We start from the raw sequence: 15,034 nt of genomic DNA, 5'->3' as shown, positions 1-15,034 counted from the left end.
CAGCTCGGGCTGAACCTTTCCCGCCTTCGCCCCGTTCCCCCGGACACAGCTTCGGGGACTGCATCACGTGACATTGCAACAGGGCCTGGCCTTCGGCCTGATCGGCGCGACCATCGTCGCCTTCATCTGGGGGCGGTGGCGCTACGACCTGATCGCGCTCGCCGCCCTGGCGGTCGGCATGGCCATGGGTCTGATCCCGGTGAAGGACGCCTTCGACGGTTTCTCCAACGACATCGTCATCATCATCGCCAGCGCCCTGGTGCTCAGCGCCGCCGTCGCGCGCTCTGGCATCGTCGACCTGGTCATGGCGCCGCTGCTGCCCAAGCTGAAGGACGAGCGCACCCAGGTACCCGTCCTGGCCGCGACCACGGCCGTCCTGTCGATGGCCACCAAGAACGTCGGGGCCCTCGCCCTGATGATGCCCAGCGCTCTGCAGATCGCCCGCCGCACCGGCGTCTCGCCGGGACGCCTGCTGATGCCGATGGCGTTCGGCTCGCTGGTGGGCGGCCTGGCCGTGCTGGTCGGCACCTCGCCCAACATCATCGTCTCGGAGGTGCGCCAGGAGGCCCTGGGTCATCCGTTCAAGATGTTCGACTTCCTGCCGGTCGGCGGCGTCCTGACCCTGCTGGCCGTGACCTATCTGGCCTTCGCCTATCGCCTGCTGCCCAAGTCGCGCCAGGCGACGGTCGACGTCGACGCGGCCCTGGCGGCCTCGGCCTATGTCACCGAGGTCGAGGTCCCCGAGGGCTGGGGCTTCCCAGGCGGGCGGGTCGCCGACCTGAAGAAGGTCGCCCACGGCGCCGTGGCGGTAGTCGCCATCCTCCGCGATCGCGAACGGATCGAAACGCCGCACGCCAACCTCAAGATCCAGCCCGGCGACGTGCTCCTGCTGGAGGGCGAGCAGCAGGAGCTGAACCAGCTGATCGTCGCGGCCAAGCTGCGGCTGCGCGACGCCGACCGGCCCGTCGTCATGAACGAGCCGACCGAGGAGGTCCGCGTGGTCGAGGCGGTGATCGGCGGCGAGAGCGACCTGATCGGCCAGTCGGCCCGCAGCGTTACGCTGAGCCACACCCACGGGGTCAACCTGCTGGGGGTCTCGCGCAGTGGCCACCGGATGGCGGGGCGCCTGGCCACCATCCGCCTGAGGGCCGGCGACATCCTGGTGCTGCAAGGCGCCGAGCAGTCGCTGCCGGGCGCGCTGCAAGCCCTGGGCCTGCTGCCCCTGGCCGAGCGGGAGGTGCGCCTGGGCGGGGTCCGCCACGCGGTGCTGCCGGTGGTGATCCTGGTCGCGGCCATGGGGCTGGTGGCGACCGGCGTGGTCCCGGTGGCGGCCGGCTTCTTCGGCGCCGCGGTGCTGGTCGTGGCCAGCGGCGCCCTGCGGATGCGCGAGGCCTATGCGGCCCTGGAGGCCCCGGTGCTGGTGCTGGTCGCGGCCCTGATCCCGGTCAGCGACACGGTGCAGAAGACCGGCGGCGCCGACCTGATCGCCGGTTGGTTGTCGGGGGCGTTCCAGGGTCTGCCGCCGATCGCCACCCTGACGGCGATGATGGCCGTGGCCATGGCCGCCACGCCGTTCCTGAACAACGCCGCCACGGTGCTGATCGCGGCCCCCATCGGCATGGGGCTGGCCCAGAGGCTGGGGCTGTCGCCCGATCCGTTCCTGATGGCCGTGGCGGTGGGGGCGGGCTGCGATTTCCTGACGCCGGTCGGCCACCAGTGCAACACCCTGGTGCTGGGACCGGGCGGCTATCGGTTCGGCGACTACGCCCGCCTGGGCGCGCCGCTCAGCGCGCTGATCCTGCTGGTCGCGCCCTGGCTGATCGCCTGGGTCTGGCCGTTTGGAGGGTGAGCGACCCTAGCGCGCGTCGTTGGCGGCCAGGCGTTCCAGCGCCTCGGCCATTTCGGGATCGGGTGGGCCGTCCAGCAGCCAGTCCGGGTCCACCGGCGGCCGCGCCTCGGCGTCGCGCTCGGACCGCATGATCGTGGCCAGCCAACTGGCGCCTGTCATCCGCAGAACCATCGTCGTCTCCCTCGCGATGATGTTTCTGAGAATGAATTGCAATTATGGCTCCCGCAAGTCCTATCGGCGCGGCGCGTTAAGGGCGCGGCGACGCGAGGCCTCGCGCTCCAGCGGCGTGATCACCTCGGCGACCTGCCTGCGCTCGGCGGGCGTGCCGGTCACGTCCAGCCGGCGGGCGTTCGATAGAAGGCGCTTCAGTTCGGTGTCGCTGAGCGTGGGGATCGTCTCAAGCAGGGTCATGCCGAACTCCGGATAGCGCGCGGGCTGGAAGTTCGCCCGGATAGGCAACGCGCGAAGCGCTGCCGGGGGTCCGAAAAAGGTCGCGGGGAGCGCGAGTCAATTTTCTTGATTTCCGAAATGAATTCGCGATATATGAGCTATCGAATTCGCTGCCGCTCGGCCTGCTATTCCTTGCTCCCGTAGTGGAGCGCCGGACGCGCCCCCCGAACTTCCAACGAAATTTGATCGTCGACTGGGACGTTCCCAGAGGGCGAACACCATGACTACAAGGAGTATCAACGATGGCTACCGGCACCGTGAAGTGGTTCAATTCCACCAAGGGCTTCGGCTTCATCCAGCCTGACAACGGCGGCGCGGACGTGTTCGTGCACATCTCGGCCGTTGAGCGTGCGGGTCTCGGTTCGCTGAACGAAGGCCAAAAGGTCTCGTTCGAGCTGGAACAAGACCGCCGCAGCGGCAAGACCTCGGCCGGCCAGCTGCAAGCGGTCTAATCGACCCGCAGCGGACCACCAGGTTCGACATGAATAGGCCAGCGCTCGCGCTGGCCTATTTTCGTTTGGGGGTTAGGTTTTTTCGCCCTCAGGCCGGCGCCTTTTCCGCTCTCCTCGCGTCGGCCGCCTCGAACAGGGCGATCTGGTCGGCCTGGGCCTTCCGGAAGGCGGGGCGATCCGTGACACGGGTCACGTAGGCCTCGGTCGCCGGCCGATCCCCGAAGGCGCGGACCTTCGAAACTCGCAGGACGTCCGCCATCAGCAGGTCCGCGACGGTGAAGCGATCGGCCACGAGCCATTGCCGCTCACCGAAGATCCTCTCCAGGTGATCGAGGCGCTGGGTCAGCCAGCCGGTGAGCGGGTTGTTCTCGTCGCCGCTGAGGCTCAGGAACCACCACGGCACGCTGACCATCTCGATCGAGTTGAGCGCCGCGATCGTCCATTCCAGCGTTTCGGCCTGCTGAACCGGATCGGACGGCATCAGCCTGTCGCTCTTCCTGGCCAGATGCAGCAGCCCGGCCCCGCTCTCGAAGATCTTCACGTTCCCGTCGTCCAGGTACGGCACCTGACCGAACGGCTGACGGTCGAGATGGTTGGTGGCGCGATCGTCGAAGGGGACCGTGCGGACGACATAGTCCAGCCCCGCCTCCTCGCACGCCCATCGCAGCCGCAGATCGCGCACGAAGCCACGCGGGCCGTCGGGAACCCACTCCAAGGTCCAGATGGTCAGTTCGCTCATCGCGGTTCCCTCAGTTCCAGCCGGGCGGCGGGGCGCCGGTGAAATCGGCCATCTGGGCGGCCAGGGCCTTCTGGAAGGCGGGCCGCGCCATGCAGCGCTCGACATAGGCCGCCAGCTTGGGCTGTTCGGCCAGCAGGGCGGCGGGGACGTTGCGCAGCACATCGGTCATCAGGAGATCGCCGGCGGTGAAGCCGTCGCCGTCCAGATAGGCGTTGTCGCCCAGGCGCAGGGCCAGCTCGGCCACGCGCTTGCGGACCGAGGCCTCCACGGCCGGGCGGCGCTCCTTGGTCCACGCGGCGCCGGCGTTGAAGATATCGATGTCGGCCAGGTTGCCGATCGGGATCTCCATCGTGTTCAGCGCGCAGAACATCCAGGTCTGGACCCGGGCCCGGCCGATCGGGTCGCGGGGCATCAGGGCCTCGGACTGCTCGGCGATGTGCAGCACGATCGCGCCGCTCTCGAACATCTCGACCTCGCCGTCGCGATAGGCCGGCACCTGGCCGAAGGGCTGCTGGTCGCGGTAGGCGGCGTCGCCGCCGACGGCCAGCTTCTGGACGCCATAGGGCAGGCCGGCCTCTTCCAGGGCCCAGCGGACCCGCAGGTCGCGGACGTGGCCGCGGGCGAAGTCGGGCACCCAGGCGAAGGCCGATACGGTGGCGGGGGAAGCGGTCATGGCGTTCATTGCACGGTCTCCAGATAGGCGCCCATCTTCTCGAACAGGCCGGACCAGCCGCCGATGTGGGAGTCGCGGGCCTCGATGGATTTGAACGGGGCCTGGTGGAAGCGCAGCAGCGTTCGGCCGCTGGCCATGGACAGGAAGGTGACGGTGATCACGTTGTCCACGTCCCAGGCGTCGTCCTCCCATTTGAAGGTCATGACGATGCGCTCGTTCGGGACGATCTCTTCGTAGACGCCCGACTTCCAGCTTTCGCGGCCGTCGGGGGCGCGGATGCCGGCGCGGTAGCGTCCGCCGACGCGGAAGTCCTGCTGGAAGTCGATGGTCTCGTGGTCGCGGGGACCCCACCACTTGGTCAGATGCTTGGGATCGGTCCAGACGCGGAACACCAGCTCGCGCGGGGCGGCGAAGATGCGTTCGATCAGGAGCTCGTCGTCCTGGATCACCATGATGTCGGTCATGCCTCGGGGTCCTTGGGCTTTTTGATCTGGGTGTCGGCCGCCTGGGTGTCGGCCGCCGGGGGGGAGGTCGCCTCGGCCTGCAGCTCGGCCAGGTAGTCGGCCAGGCGGTCGAAGCTGGCGTCCCAGAACCGGCGATAGTGATCGATCCAGGAGAACGCCTGGCGCAGGGTTTCGGTCTCCAGCCGACAGGGCCGCGCCTGCGCCTCGCGCGTACGGCTGATCAGGCCCGCGCCTTCCAGCACCTTCAGGTGGCGGGACACGGCCGGGAGGCTGATCTCGAACGGCTCGGCCAGCTCGTTGACCGTGGCCTCGCCGCTGGCCAGCCGGGCCAGGATCGCGCGGCGGGTCGGATCGGCCAGGGCGGCGAAGGTGGCGGAGAGGTGGTCGGTCATGTGTTTAACGTTCGTGTTAATTAACGTGATTGTTAAATGAAGGGGGCGGCGGTTGTCAACCGGGCGCGAAAAATCCCTCTCTCTGGGAGAAGGGGAGGGATACCTTCGTTCGCCAAAAGCCCCGTTAACCTCTGTATAAGATGCGGGGTTGCGCCGACCCGACTCCGTCTCTAAACGGGCGGCTTAACCAGCAAGATGGTCGACAGCGGGCGCGCGGATGTGCGCGACCGTGTCTTCGCGCGAGTTAGCCATGCCCAAGAGAACAGACCTTTCCTCGATCCTGATCATCGGCGCCGGCCCGATCGTCATCGGTCAGGCCTGCGAGTTCGACTATTCGGGTGTTCAGGCCTGTAAGGCCCTGCGCGCCGAGGGCTACCGGATCATCCTGGTCAATTCGAACCCGGCCACGATCATGACCGATCCGGACGTGGCGGACGCGACCTATATCGAACCGATCACCCCGGAGATGGTCGCCAAGATCATCGAGAAGGAGCGCCCCGACGCGCTGCTGCCGACCATGGGCGGCCAGACGGCTCTGAACACCGCGCTCGCGCTCGAAGCCGATGGCACGCTCGCCAAGTTCAATGTCGAGATGATCGGCGCCAAGGCCGAGGTCATCGACAAGGCCGAGGACCGCCAGAAGTTCCGCGACGCCATGGACAAGCTGGGCCTCGAAAGCCCCAAGTCCAAGGCCGCCCACAACATGGACGAGGCCCGCGAAGGCCTGGCGTTCGTCGGCCTGCCGGCGATCATCCGTCCGTCCTTCACCCTGGCCGGCACCGGCGGCGGCATCGCCTATAACCTCGAGGAATTCGAGGAGATCGTCGAACGCGGCCTGGACCTCTCGCCGACCACGGAAGTGCTCATCGAAGAGAGCGTCCTGGGCTGGAAGGAATACGAGATGGAAGTGGTCCGCGACACGGCGGACAACTGCATCATCGTCTGCTCGATCGAGAACATCGACCCGATGGGCGTCCACACCGGCGACTCCATCACCGTCGCCCCGGCCCTGACCCTGACGGACAAGGAATACCAGTGGATGCGCGCGGCCTCGATCGCCGTGCTGCGCGAGATCGGCGTCGAGACCGGCGGCTCGAACGTCCAGTTCGCCCTGAACCCGGCCGACGGCCGCATGGTCGTCATCGAGATGAACCCGCGCGTGTCGCGCTCTTCGGCGCTCGCGTCGAAGGCCACCGGCTTCCCGATCGCCAAGGTCGCCGCGCGCCTGGCCGTCGGCTACACCCTGGACGAACTGAAGAACGACATCACCGGCGGCGCGACCCCGGCCTCGTTCGAGCCCTCGATCGACTACGTCGTCACCAAGATCCCGCGCTTCGCCTTCGAGAAGTATCCGGGTTCGGAGCCCCTGCTGACCACGGCGATGAAGTCGGTCGGCGAGGTCATGGCGATCGGCCGCACCTTCAAGGAAAGCGTCCAGAAGGCCCTGCGCGGTCTCGAAACCGGCCTGTCGGGCTTCGACGAGGTCGAGATCCACGGCGCCGACGATCCCGACACCGGCAAGGCCGCGGTGATCCGCGCCCTGGGCACCCCGACCCCCGACCGCCTGCGCGTCATCGCCCAGGCGTTCCGCCACGGCCTGACCGTGGAAGAGGTCAACGCCGCCTGTTCCTATGAGCCCTGGTTCCTGCGCCAGATCGCCGAGCTGGTCCGCCAGGAAGGCTGGGTCCGCGCCGGCGGCCTGCCCAAGGACGCCCAGGGCTTCCGCGCCCTGAAGGCGCAAGGCTTCTCCGACGCCCGCCTGGCCAAGCTGACCGGCTCCAACGAAGGCGCCGTGCGCGCCCTGCGCCAGGAGCTGCATGTCCGCCCGGTGTTCAAGCGCATCGACAGCTGCGCCGGCGAGTTCCTGGCCAGCACGCCCTACATGTACTCGACCTACGAGTCCGGCGCCCTGGGCCAGATCCCCGAGTGCGAGAGCGAGCCGACGAACCGCAAGAAGGCGGTCATCCTGGGCGGTGGTCCCAACCGGATCGGCCAGGGCATCGAGTTCGACTATTGCTGTTGCCACGCGGCCTTCGCGCTCGACGCCATCGGTATCGAGTCGATCATGGTCAACTGCAACCCCGAGACCGTCTCGACCGACTACGACACCTCCGATCGCCTGTACTTCGAGCCGCTGACGGCCGAGGACGTGCTGGAGCTGCTCCACGTTGAAATGCGCAATGGTGTGCTGGCCGGCGTCATCGTCCAGTTCGGCGGCCAGACACCGCTGAAGCTGGCCCACGCGCTGGAAGAGGCCGGGATCCCGATCCTGGGCACCAGCCCTGACGCCATCGACCTGGCCGAGGACCGCGAGCGCTTCCAGCAGCTGCTGAACGGCCTGAACATCGCCCAGCCCGAGAACGCCATCGCCCGCACCTGGGACGAGGCCCGGGCGGCCGGCGAAGAGATCGGCTTCCCGTTCGTGATGCGTCCGTCCTACGTGCTGGGCGGGCGGGGGATGGAGATCATCCGCGATCACGAGCATCTGGAACGCTACATCGCCAACACCGGCGAGATCTCGTTCGAGCACCCGATCCTGCTGGACCACTATCTGAGCCGCGCCACGGAAGTCGACGTCGACGCCCTGTGCGACGGCAAGGACGTGTTCGTGGCCGGCGTGCTGGAGCACATCGAGGAAGCCGGCGTCCACTCGGGCGACAGCGCCTGCTCGATGCCGCCCTTCTCGCTGAAGGCCGACACCATCGCCGAGCTGAAGCGCCAGACGGTGCAGATGGCCCTGGCCCTGAACGTCCGTGGCCTGATGAACGTGCAGTTCGCCATCGAGGAGCCGCACTCGGCCAACCCGCGCATCTATGTGCTGGAAGTGAACCCGCGCGCCTCGCGCACCGTGCCCTTCGTGGCCAAGACCATCGGCCAGCCGGTCGCCGCCATCGCCGCCAAGATCATGGCCGGCGAGACGCTGGCCAGCTTCGGCCTGGTCGACAAGCCCTACGACCACATCGCCGTGAAGGAAGCCGTCTTCCCGTTCGCCCGCTTCGCCGGCGTCGACACGGTGCTGGGCCCGGAAATGCGCTCGACCGGCGAGGTCATGGGCCTGGACTGGCAGCGCGAAGGCGAGGCCGACATGGGCCCGGCCTTCGCCCGCGCCTTCGCCAAGAGCCAGCTGGGCGGCGGCGTGAAGCTGCCTCGCTCGGGCACGGCCTTCGTCTCGGTCAAGGAAAGCGACAAGCCCTGGATCGTCGAGCCGGTGCGCCTGCTGCAGGCCTCGGGCTTCACCGTGCTGTGCACCGAGGGCACCCAGGCCTATCTGGCCACCCAGGGCCTCAAGGTCGAGTATGTGAAGAAGGTCCTGGAAGGCCGTCCGCACATCGTCGACGTGATGAAGAACGGCGGCGTCCAGCTGGTGTTCAACACCACCGAGGGCAAGCAGGCGCTGGAAGACAGCTTCGAGATCCGCCGCACGGCCCTGATGATGAAGGTGCCCTACTACACCACCAGCGCCGGCGCGCTGGCCGCCGCCCAAGCCATCGCGGGCGCGCCGGAAGAGGCCTTGGACGTGCGCCCGCTGCAAAGCTACGCCTAGCCCGCGCCAGCCCGTCCCGAGTTCGAGAAGCCCTCGCCGAAAGGCGGGGGCTTTTTGAATCCAACCTGGACGGAAAACTCATTTCGACGCAGCTCATGGTTGCTCGTGGTTAATCGGCGCCCTAGGGTCGTTCCAGTCGCGTAACGCCGTTCTCGCAGGGCCCGTCGCGCCCTCGGACGTCGATGCGACGGGGGGAAGCCATGTCCGACACGACGCTGCTGCTGACGGCCGCCAAGGCGCTGAAGCTGGATGACGACATCGCGCTGCTGAAGGCGCTGGGATCGATGGTCGCCCACTGGCGCGAGTTGGCCGAGGCGCTCGAAGACTATGCGTCGGCCGAGGCGCTCCTGAACGCGATCCTCGACGGCGCGAACAGCGACGAGATCAGCGCCGCCTTCAACGCTCTGGGTCTGGCCGGCGAGTTGGCCGACCTTCGGCGCCTGCTGGCCCGGGTCGCGGATGGGGCCAACAAGGTTCCGCCCGAAGTCCGCGCCTTGCTCAGCCGCCTGGACAGCTTCGAAATCGGCGCGCAGCAAGCCAAGGTCGGCTGGAAGCTGGCGACGTCCAATGACCCCGTCGTCAAGACCGACCGCTACAGCCTCGACCTGGGCGGTGACATCGGGATCGCGCTGGACGCGGGGGGAGCCTGGCCCGGCGAGACCCCGCCGTCGCGCCGCCTGAAGCTCTCGGCCCATGGCGGCGCGCGCGCCGGGGCGAAGGCCTCCGCGCCCTATGTCGAGTTGGGTGGTAGCGCCACGGCGACGCTGGACCTCGACTACTATTTCGCCGCCAAGCCGGACGAGCTGTTCGCCCTGGCCGTGGCGCGACGCCTGGGCGACCTGGCCGACCCTTTCAGCCTGGACTCGGTCTGGAACGCCTTCGCGCGATCGGACCTGGACGGCGTCCGCTGCGTGTTCGGCGGCGCGGCCAACGCCAGCCTCAAGGTCGCGTTCGCCGACGCCCAGGTGCTGGCGCGGGGGATCAAGGTCGACGCCAGCTTCACGATCGACGTCTCGGCCAGTCTGAAGAGCCAGTACGAACTGGCGCTGCGCAAGACGGGCGACGGCCTGACCGCCAGACTGTCTCGCGAAAAGGTCGGGGAGACCAAGTTCGCCGATGCGCTGACCGTGGGGGTCGATGTCTCCAGCCTGACCCAGCCCGTGGCCAAGGCCGTCGAGCGGGCGGTGAAGAAGTGGGACGACGCGCTCGCGACCATCAAGCCCTATCTCAGCCCGGGGACCCTGCTGCGCGCCAGGGCCGCCGAATGGCTGACGCCGCGGCTCACGGCGCTGATCCAGGATCCGGGCCTGCGGGCCGCGGCCATCGCCGACATGAAGGGCGCGTTGGGCCTATCCACCGTCAGCGACGCCAAGATCCTCGAGTGGCTGGCCGGGAAGGTCACCGACGCCATCGACCGTGGCTCGGTGCTCGCCGAAGGCCAGGCGGGCGCGGCCGTTGACCGCGTGGCGGCGCATCTGACGGCGGCGGTTCCGCTGCTGGCCGGCCAGTTGCCGACCGACAAGCTGAAGGCCCTGGTCACGGACCTGATCGGCGATGTCGAGAAGGACTTGAAGGACAAGGTCACGGCGCTGTTCGGCGCCCAGGGCGCGGCCCTGAAGACGCTCCTCCAGAAGGCCGGCGCCACGATCAACGGCGCGGTGGCCAGTCTCGACGACGCGCTGAAGGGCGTGCGCGATCTGCTGAGCCGCTACGACGCGGTGTTCCAGAAGATCCTCAAGGCCGCCCAGGACGCGGCCAAGGCCAAGGTGACGGCGCGCCTCTATCGCGAGGAGACCCGCACCAGCGGACACGTGGTCGAGGTGGCCGGCGAGTTCGTCGGGGTCGACGATCCCGCGCGCAAGGTGTTCGCGGCGCTGACGCGGGGCGAGCTGGCGCATCTGGAACGGTTGGTGGAGGGCAGGGAGACCGCGCCGTTCTTCAAGCTGGACGCCGCCAATTCCTCGGTGAAGCGGTTCTCCAGCCTCAAGAGCAGCGAAGGCCTGGAGATCGTCTTCCTCAACATCTCGTTCGAGGCGACGACCAAGGTCGAGATCGACGCGGAGGTGCTGGTCGACGGCCTGGGGCAGGTCCACGTCGACACCAAGGCCAACCTGGCCAAGCGCCTGTCGTTGTTCAGCACGCGGGAGGTCTCGTTCGTCGACTCCTATCAACTGGTCCTGGCGGCGGCCCAGGGCGGCGCCAGCGACGGCGTGTCGCCGCTGGAAGTCGGCGCGGGCGCCGCGTTCAGCGACAACACGATGAGCTGGAAGGACGTCGCGACCTTCATCAAGGAGCTGGATGACGCCAAACTGGTCTCGCCGGCGGCGCTCGACGGGATCCGGGGCGCCTTCGATCGCTGGAGCCCTGGCGGCGGCAAGATCCGAGGCGAGATCGCCGCCGCTCTGCGGGTCAAGGACCAGGCGATCGGCAAGCTGCTGCGGTTGACGAGCCGGGTGGCCCCCGACCCTCAGAAGCCCGACGAACGCATCCTGCCGGATATCGACAAGGCCGAGGTCATCGGCGTCGCGCTGGCGGCGGCCTCGCGCCGGAAGGCGATCGACCGTGACGATTTCGACGCCGGCCTGCGCCTCGCGTTCGGCAAGTTCAAGGATCCGCCGCTGCCGCCGCCGGTGAGGCCTCAGGACGTGGTCCTGAACTACTGGGCGAAGATCTACAACACCTACGCCGCGCAGAAGGACGGCATGCCCAGGGACTATCCGCTGCCCGATGTCTTTCCGCTGGAGCAGCAGCGGGACTATGCGTATTTCGTCGGCCAGGGCTACGCGCTGCGGCGCATTCCGCGTCTGATCGACGGGATGGGCGCGATCTACGAGGCTAGGCCGTCGGTCGGGGGCGGTCCCGGCTGGAGCGAGCGGGACTACCTGAACCGTCAGGAAGACCTGGTGAACGACTGCAAGGCCTGGTTGCACGTGTTCCGGGACGGCATGTCGCTCTTCTCGTCCAAGATCACGCCGCGCACCGTCGCCTTCCTGCGAACCTTGACCGACTTGACGGGGCGAACGGCCGACAGTCCCGGCGGCCTGGTGCTGACCCTGACCTACCGACCGAAGGATCAGCCGGCGCAGACCGTCTCCTTCGACTAGGCGCCTAGTCCGGCCTGCCCTCCGGCACGCCGTTCCTGACGTTGAAGCATCGCCGCTTGCCCAGTTCCGTGCCGCAGAACCCTGGCTCCTCCGTGCCGGCGTGCAGCATCACATACTGGTCGCGGCGGCACTCGAACCAGGCCTTCTGGAAGGCGATGTGGTCGGCGTCCTGATGGAACACCGGATGCTGGTCGACCGTGTAGAAGCGGGCCATGGCGGTCAGGCCGCCGAAGCTGCCCCGGCCGTTGACCAGGCCGCAGATCTGGCCGGTGCGGGTCGACCACACCGCGCCCAGCTCTAGCGGGTTGGTCTGTTTCAGCCGGGTCTCCAGATTGGCCCGGACGATCCGCCACTCGGCCTGGGCCAAGGGCTTGTAGCGCGCGTACTGGAGGCCGGAAGGCGAGGGCATCAGGGCGTTGGCGCGCTCGAACCGGGCCAGGTCGAAGCCGGTGAACAGGAAGGCCGCCAGGGTCCCGACCACGGCGATCACCGAGATGATCAGCCCCGTCCACAGCCGCCGCGTCTTGCGTGTTCCATAGTCCCGCACCGCCATGGCGTTCTCCATCCTATGACGGGGAGGTTTGGCGACATGAATGGAAATTACAAGTTTAATTTATCGCTGCGTTACTGGCCCATGGCCTGGCCGAACACCAGCACCTGGCCGTCCGGGGCGCGGATCATGAACTCGCGCTGGCCATAGGCCTGGTCGACCGGGCCGTGGACATCCTCCGGCGGCAGGGCCGCGAGGCGCGGCGTCAGCTCGGCGACGATGGCGTCCACGTCGCGGACGTCGATGTAGTAGGCGAACCCGCCGACGCCCTTGGGCTTCACGGTCGCTTCCTGCGCCCACATCAGCCGGAACCCGACCGTCTCGCGTTGGACATAGGCGTAGCCGGGATTGCGGTAGAGCACCTCGAACCCCAGCAGGTCGACGAAGAACGCCACCGCCGCCTCGAGGTCGCGCACCTGGATGAACGGGGTCACCTGGATGAAGTTGGCCATGGGGGAGGGGGCTCCTTTGGAGGCGGCAGCGTAGCGCGCTGAGCCCGGAGGTCTATGTGCAGCAAATACCCCTGCCTTCCTCGCCCTTGTGGCGAGGACCCATGGCGCGGCCAGGCTCGGCGTTGATCGGTGGCTTCGTCGGCGTGGGCGGGCGCTGGTTCGGCTTCAGCGACGCTGAACCCTGGGCCCTAGGCACGAGGCCTAGGGAGGCGGGTGTTCTTGGAACGCGAGCGGTAACCGACCCCTCAATCCTTCGGTTCCCCGCTCTCATCCTCATCATCAGGCCGTGGCGCCGCGCTCTCGGCCGGGGGCGGCGGCGGGGGATCGGCGGTCAGGAAGAAGCCCAGCAGCGCGATCATGCCGGCCAGCGGCGCCAGGGCGCGGCGGGAGCGCTTGCTGGCCATGATGGCCCAGACCCCCAGCGGGATCAGCAGCACCGCAAGCGCGATCAGCACGAGGTTGGCCTGGAGCTCGGTCATGCCAAAGGATGTGGGCGCATCCCGGCATGGCGCAATGGCCAAGCTCTTCCCGGGGATGCGCGGCGCGAAGCTTCGGTGTTATGCAGGCTGCCGCGATGTTCGGGGGGCGTATGCGCGTTTTGAAGGCCTTGGACCGGGAACAGGTCCTGTTCGCCGTGGCGGCGACGGCGATTCCGGTCCTGCTGTGCGGCTTCATGTTCGGCTTCGACATCGCGCTGAACAGCGCGGCGTTCTGGACCCTGCCCAAGGGCGACATGGCCGCCATGACCGCCGCCTGGGAGGCCTTCGCCAGGCAGCCCTGGGGCTGGCCCCTGACCACGGTCGAGGGGTTGCACGACAAGCCGGTCTCGATCGTCTTCACCGACAGCATCCCGTGGCTGGCCATCGCCCTGAAGGCCACCGGCCTGGCGCACTGGTTCAACCCGATGGGGCTGTTCCTGTTCCTGTCCTATCCGCTGCAGGTCTGGAGCATGATCGCCCTGTTGCGGGCGCTGGGCGTGCAGGACCGTTGGGTGCTGCTGTTGGGCGGTCTGCTGGCCCTGGTCTTCCCGGCCTGGATCGAGCGCCAGTTCGGCCACATCGCCCTGTCGGGCCACTGGATCCTCTTGCTGGCCCTGACCCTGTCGGTGCGCTCGGCCCGCGAGGGGCTGAGCTGGAAGCGGGCCCTGGGCTTCGCCGGCCTGGCCCTGCTGGCCACCGGGATCCACGCCTATCACCTGGTCCCGATCGCCGCGTGCCTGGGCGCCGCCGGCCTGTCGGAGGTGCTGCAGCGCCGGCCCCAGGCCATCTGGACCGCCGCCATCGCCGCCGGCCTGGCCGGCTGGGCGGTGTGGGTCGGCATGAAGCTGCTGGACTATGACGACGGCCTGGGCGCGACCGGCGGGGCGGCGGCGCTGGGCTTCTATTCGATGAACCTGGTCGGCCCGTTCTGGCCCCAGGCCTCGCTGCTGGCCGGCCAGGCCTGGACTGGCGAGTGGTTCAAGGGCGTGGTCGACGCCACCGGCGGCCAGGCCTTCGAAGGCTTCAACTATCTGGGCGCGGGGGCCCTGGCGCTGGTCCTGGCCATGACGGTCGGCGAGGCCGTCGGCGCCGTCCGCCGGCGCGGGATCTCGGCCGGCTTCTGGACCCGCTGGTCGCCCCTGGTCCTGGCCATGATCGGCCTCTTCCTCTGGGCGGTCGGCTGGAGCGCCTATGCGTTCAAGACCCACCTCTACGACCTGCCCAAGCCGAGCGGCGACCTGGCCGAGACCATTGGCGGCTTCCGGGCCCACGGCCGGTTCTTCTGGGCGGTCGGCTATCTGCTGCTGGCCCTGGCCGTGACCTGGGCGAGCCGCCTGCCGCGCCGCGTCGCCCTCGGCGTCCTGGTCGCCGCCCTGGCCTTGCAGGCGGTCGAAACCAGCCCCTTGCGCACCGGCGTGCGCCAGGTGTTCGCCGAGCCCGACTGGCCGGCCTATCCCACGGCCCTGACCGACAGCCCGGCGACGGCGGGGCGTCCCTGGGTGTTCGCCCCGGCCTATTTCTGCAGCCCCTCGCAGCGTGACATCCGGGCGATCAAGCAGATGAACCTGGCCATCGTCCGCAACGGCGGCACGACCAACACCTTCGCCACGGCGCGCAACAACGACCCGGCCTGCGACGTGGTCCGGCCCGAGGTCCTGGCCGACGCCGCGCCGGGCGACCGCCGCATCGTCGTGGTCATGCGCAACGAGCTGCCGCGCGGCGGCTTCCTGCAACCGATCGCCCAGCGCTCGGACTGCTACTGGTTTGGCCGAGGCGTCGCCTGCGGGCGCGACCTCCAGGGACTGAAGGGCCTGCGCGCCTTGAAGCCGGGCGAGGTGGCGGGGGAGTAGGATCCCTCGCTCCGAGAGGGATTTCGGTCCCGAACT

Annotated in this window: 14 protein-coding genes; 5 read left to right on the top strand and 9 right to left on the bottom strand. The window is 68.5% G+C overall.

Translation table 11 applies throughout. The annotated features are described in order from the left end of the window. Positions 1-67: 67 nt before the first annotated feature. The gene (locus AC1RRV_RS18250; RefSeq protein ID WP_492861063.1) at positions 68-1,849 is read left to right on the top strand and encodes an SLC13 family permease; all 1,782 of its coding nucleotides are present in this window, start codon (positions 68-70) and stop codon (positions 1,847-1,849) included. Positions 1,850-1,855: 6 nt separating this feature from the next. On the opposite strand, the gene AC1RRV_RS18245 is transcribed toward AC1RRV_RS18250, so the two are convergent. Together AC1RRV_RS18245 and AC1RRV_RS18240 are read right to left on the bottom strand one after the other, a co-directional pair. Further along, positions 1,856-2,020 carry a hypothetical protein gene (locus AC1RRV_RS18245; RefSeq protein WP_492861062.1) on the bottom strand — a complete coding sequence of 55 codons (165 nt, stop codon included), beginning with the start codon at positions 2,018-2,020 and terminating at the stop codon, positions 1,856-1,858. 60 nt (positions 2,021-2,080) lie between these two features. Continuing rightward, positions 2,081-2,260 (bottom strand): hypothetical protein, encoded by a 180-nt coding sequence (locus AC1RRV_RS18240; RefSeq protein ID WP_492861061.1) that lies wholly within the window; start codon positions 2,258-2,260, stop codon positions 2,081-2,083. A gap of 281 nt (positions 2,261-2,541) precedes the next feature. Here AC1RRV_RS18240 and AC1RRV_RS18235 point away from each other — a divergent pair, with 281 nt between their 5' ends. Further along, positions 2,542-2,751 carry a cold-shock protein gene (locus AC1RRV_RS18235; protein ID WP_492861060.1) on the top strand — a complete coding sequence of 70 codons (210 nt, stop codon included), beginning with the start codon at positions 2,542-2,544 and terminating at the stop codon, positions 2,749-2,751. 88 nt (positions 2,752-2,839) lie between these two features. Here the strand turns inward: AC1RRV_RS18235 and AC1RRV_RS18230 are convergent, their stop codons facing one another. From AC1RRV_RS18230 to AC1RRV_RS18215, 4 genes are read right to left on the bottom strand one after another with little or no spacing between them, the layout of a single operon-like run. Then, the gene (locus tag AC1RRV_RS18230; protein ID WP_492861059.1) at positions 2,840-3,490 is read right to left on the bottom strand and encodes a glutathione S-transferase family protein; all 651 of its coding nucleotides are present in this window, start codon (positions 3,488-3,490) and stop codon (positions 2,840-2,842) included. Between the two features lie 10 nt (positions 3,491-3,500). Next, complete coding sequence (locus AC1RRV_RS18225) at positions 3,501-4,163, bottom strand: glutathione S-transferase family protein (protein ID WP_492861058.1); 663 nt, start codon at positions 4,161-4,163, stop codon at positions 3,501-3,503. 5 nt (positions 4,164-4,168) lie between these two features. Beyond that, positions 4,169-4,627: an SRPBCC family protein gene (locus AC1RRV_RS18220; RefSeq protein WP_492861057.1), complete on the bottom strand. Its 459-nt coding sequence runs from the start codon at positions 4,625-4,627 to the stop codon at positions 4,169-4,171. Beyond that, positions 4,624-5,019, bottom strand: a complete 396-nt coding sequence (locus tag AC1RRV_RS18215; protein ID WP_492861056.1) for an ArsR/SmtB family transcription factor — start codon at positions 5,017-5,019, stop codon at positions 4,624-4,626. The genes AC1RRV_RS18220 and AC1RRV_RS18215 overlap by 4 nt, the downstream gene beginning before the upstream one ends. 250 nt (positions 5,020-5,269) lie before the next feature. Here AC1RRV_RS18215 and carB point away from each other — a divergent pair, with 250 nt between their 5' ends. Next, a complete protein-coding gene (carB, locus tag AC1RRV_RS18210; protein ID WP_492861055.1) occupies positions 5,270-8,563 on the top strand; it encodes a carbamoyl-phosphate synthase large subunit in 3,294 nt (1,097 codons plus the stop codon). A gap of 200 nt (positions 8,564-8,763) precedes the next feature. Then, positions 8,764-11,667, top strand: a complete 2,904-nt coding sequence (locus tag AC1RRV_RS18205; RefSeq protein ID WP_492861054.1) for a hypothetical protein — start codon at positions 8,764-8,766, stop codon at positions 11,665-11,667. Positions 11,668-11,671: 4 nt separating this feature from the next. Here the strand turns inward: AC1RRV_RS18205 and AC1RRV_RS18200 are convergent, their stop codons facing one another. From AC1RRV_RS18200 to AC1RRV_RS18190, 3 genes are all read right to left on the bottom strand, one after another. Next, positions 11,672-12,220: a hypothetical protein gene (locus AC1RRV_RS18200; protein WP_492861053.1), complete on the bottom strand. Its 549-nt coding sequence runs from the start codon at positions 12,218-12,220 to the stop codon at positions 11,672-11,674. Positions 12,221-12,291: 71 nt separating this feature from the next. Then, a complete protein-coding gene (locus AC1RRV_RS18195) occupies positions 12,292-12,669 on the bottom strand; it encodes a bleomycin resistance protein (protein ID WP_492861052.1) in 378 nt (125 codons plus the stop codon). Between the two features lie 245 nt (positions 12,670-12,914). Continuing rightward, positions 12,915-13,148 (bottom strand): hypothetical protein, encoded by a 234-nt coding sequence (locus AC1RRV_RS18190; protein ID WP_492861051.1) that lies wholly within the window; start codon positions 13,146-13,148, stop codon positions 12,915-12,917. Positions 13,149-13,258: 110 nt separating this feature from the next. Here AC1RRV_RS18190 and AC1RRV_RS18185 point away from each other — a divergent pair, with 110 nt between their 5' ends. Beyond that, a complete protein-coding gene (locus AC1RRV_RS18185; protein WP_492861050.1) occupies positions 13,259-14,998 on the top strand; it encodes a DUF6311 domain-containing protein in 1,740 nt (579 codons plus the stop codon). Positions 14,999-15,034 lie beyond the last annotated feature (36 nt).

It is taken from the genome of Caulobacter sp. GW821-FHT11E10 (assembly GCF_058808375.1).
Note: the sequence above shows the minus strand (reverse complement) of the source record. Positions and strands in the feature narration are given on the sequence as shown.

Excerpts from the sequence above, each read along its gene's own strand:
- AC1RRV_RS18205 (WP_492861054.1), top strand. The coding sequence starts at position 8,764 with ATGTCCGACACGACGCTGCTGCTGACGGCCGCCAAGGCGCTGAAGCTG.
- AC1RRV_RS18215 (WP_492861056.1), bottom strand. The coding sequence starts at position 5,019 with ATGACCGACCACCTCTCCGCCACCTTCGCCGCCCTGGCCGATCCGACC.
- AC1RRV_RS18245 (WP_492861062.1), bottom strand. The coding sequence starts at position 2,020 with ATGGTTCTGCGGATGACAGGCGCCAGTTGGCTGGCCACGATCATGCGG.
- carB (WP_492861055.1), top strand. The coding sequence starts at position 5,270 with ATGCCCAAGAGAACAGACCTTTCCTCGATCCTGATCATCGGCGCCGGC.
- AC1RRV_RS18225 (WP_492861058.1), bottom strand. The coding sequence starts at position 4,163 with ATGACCGCTTCCCCCGCCACCGTATCGGCCTTCGCCTGGGTGCCCGAC.
- AC1RRV_RS18200 (WP_492861053.1), bottom strand. The coding sequence starts at position 12,220 with ATGGCGGTGCGGGACTATGGAACACGCAAGACGCGGCGGCTGTGGACG.
- AC1RRV_RS18195 (WP_492861052.1), bottom strand. The coding sequence starts at position 12,669 with ATGGCCAACTTCATCCAGGTGACCCCGTTCATCCAGGTGCGCGACCTC.
- AC1RRV_RS18185 (WP_492861050.1), top strand. The coding sequence starts at position 13,259 with ATGCGCGTTTTGAAGGCCTTGGACCGGGAACAGGTCCTGTTCGCCGTG.
- AC1RRV_RS18240 (WP_492861061.1), bottom strand. The coding sequence starts at position 2,260 with ATGACCCTGCTTGAGACGATCCCCACGCTCAGCGACACCGAACTGAAG.
- AC1RRV_RS18190 (WP_492861051.1), bottom strand. The coding sequence starts at position 13,148 with ATGACCGAGCTCCAGGCCAACCTCGTGCTGATCGCGCTTGCGGTGCTG.
- AC1RRV_RS18230 (WP_492861059.1), bottom strand. The coding sequence starts at position 3,490 with ATGAGCGAACTGACCATCTGGACCTTGGAGTGGGTTCCCGACGGCCCG.
- AC1RRV_RS18235 (WP_492861060.1), top strand. The coding sequence starts at position 2,542 with ATGGCTACCGGCACCGTGAAGTGGTTCAATTCCACCAAGGGCTTCGGC.
- AC1RRV_RS18220 (WP_492861057.1), bottom strand. The coding sequence starts at position 4,627 with ATGACCGACATCATGGTGATCCAGGACGACGAGCTCCTGATCGAACGC.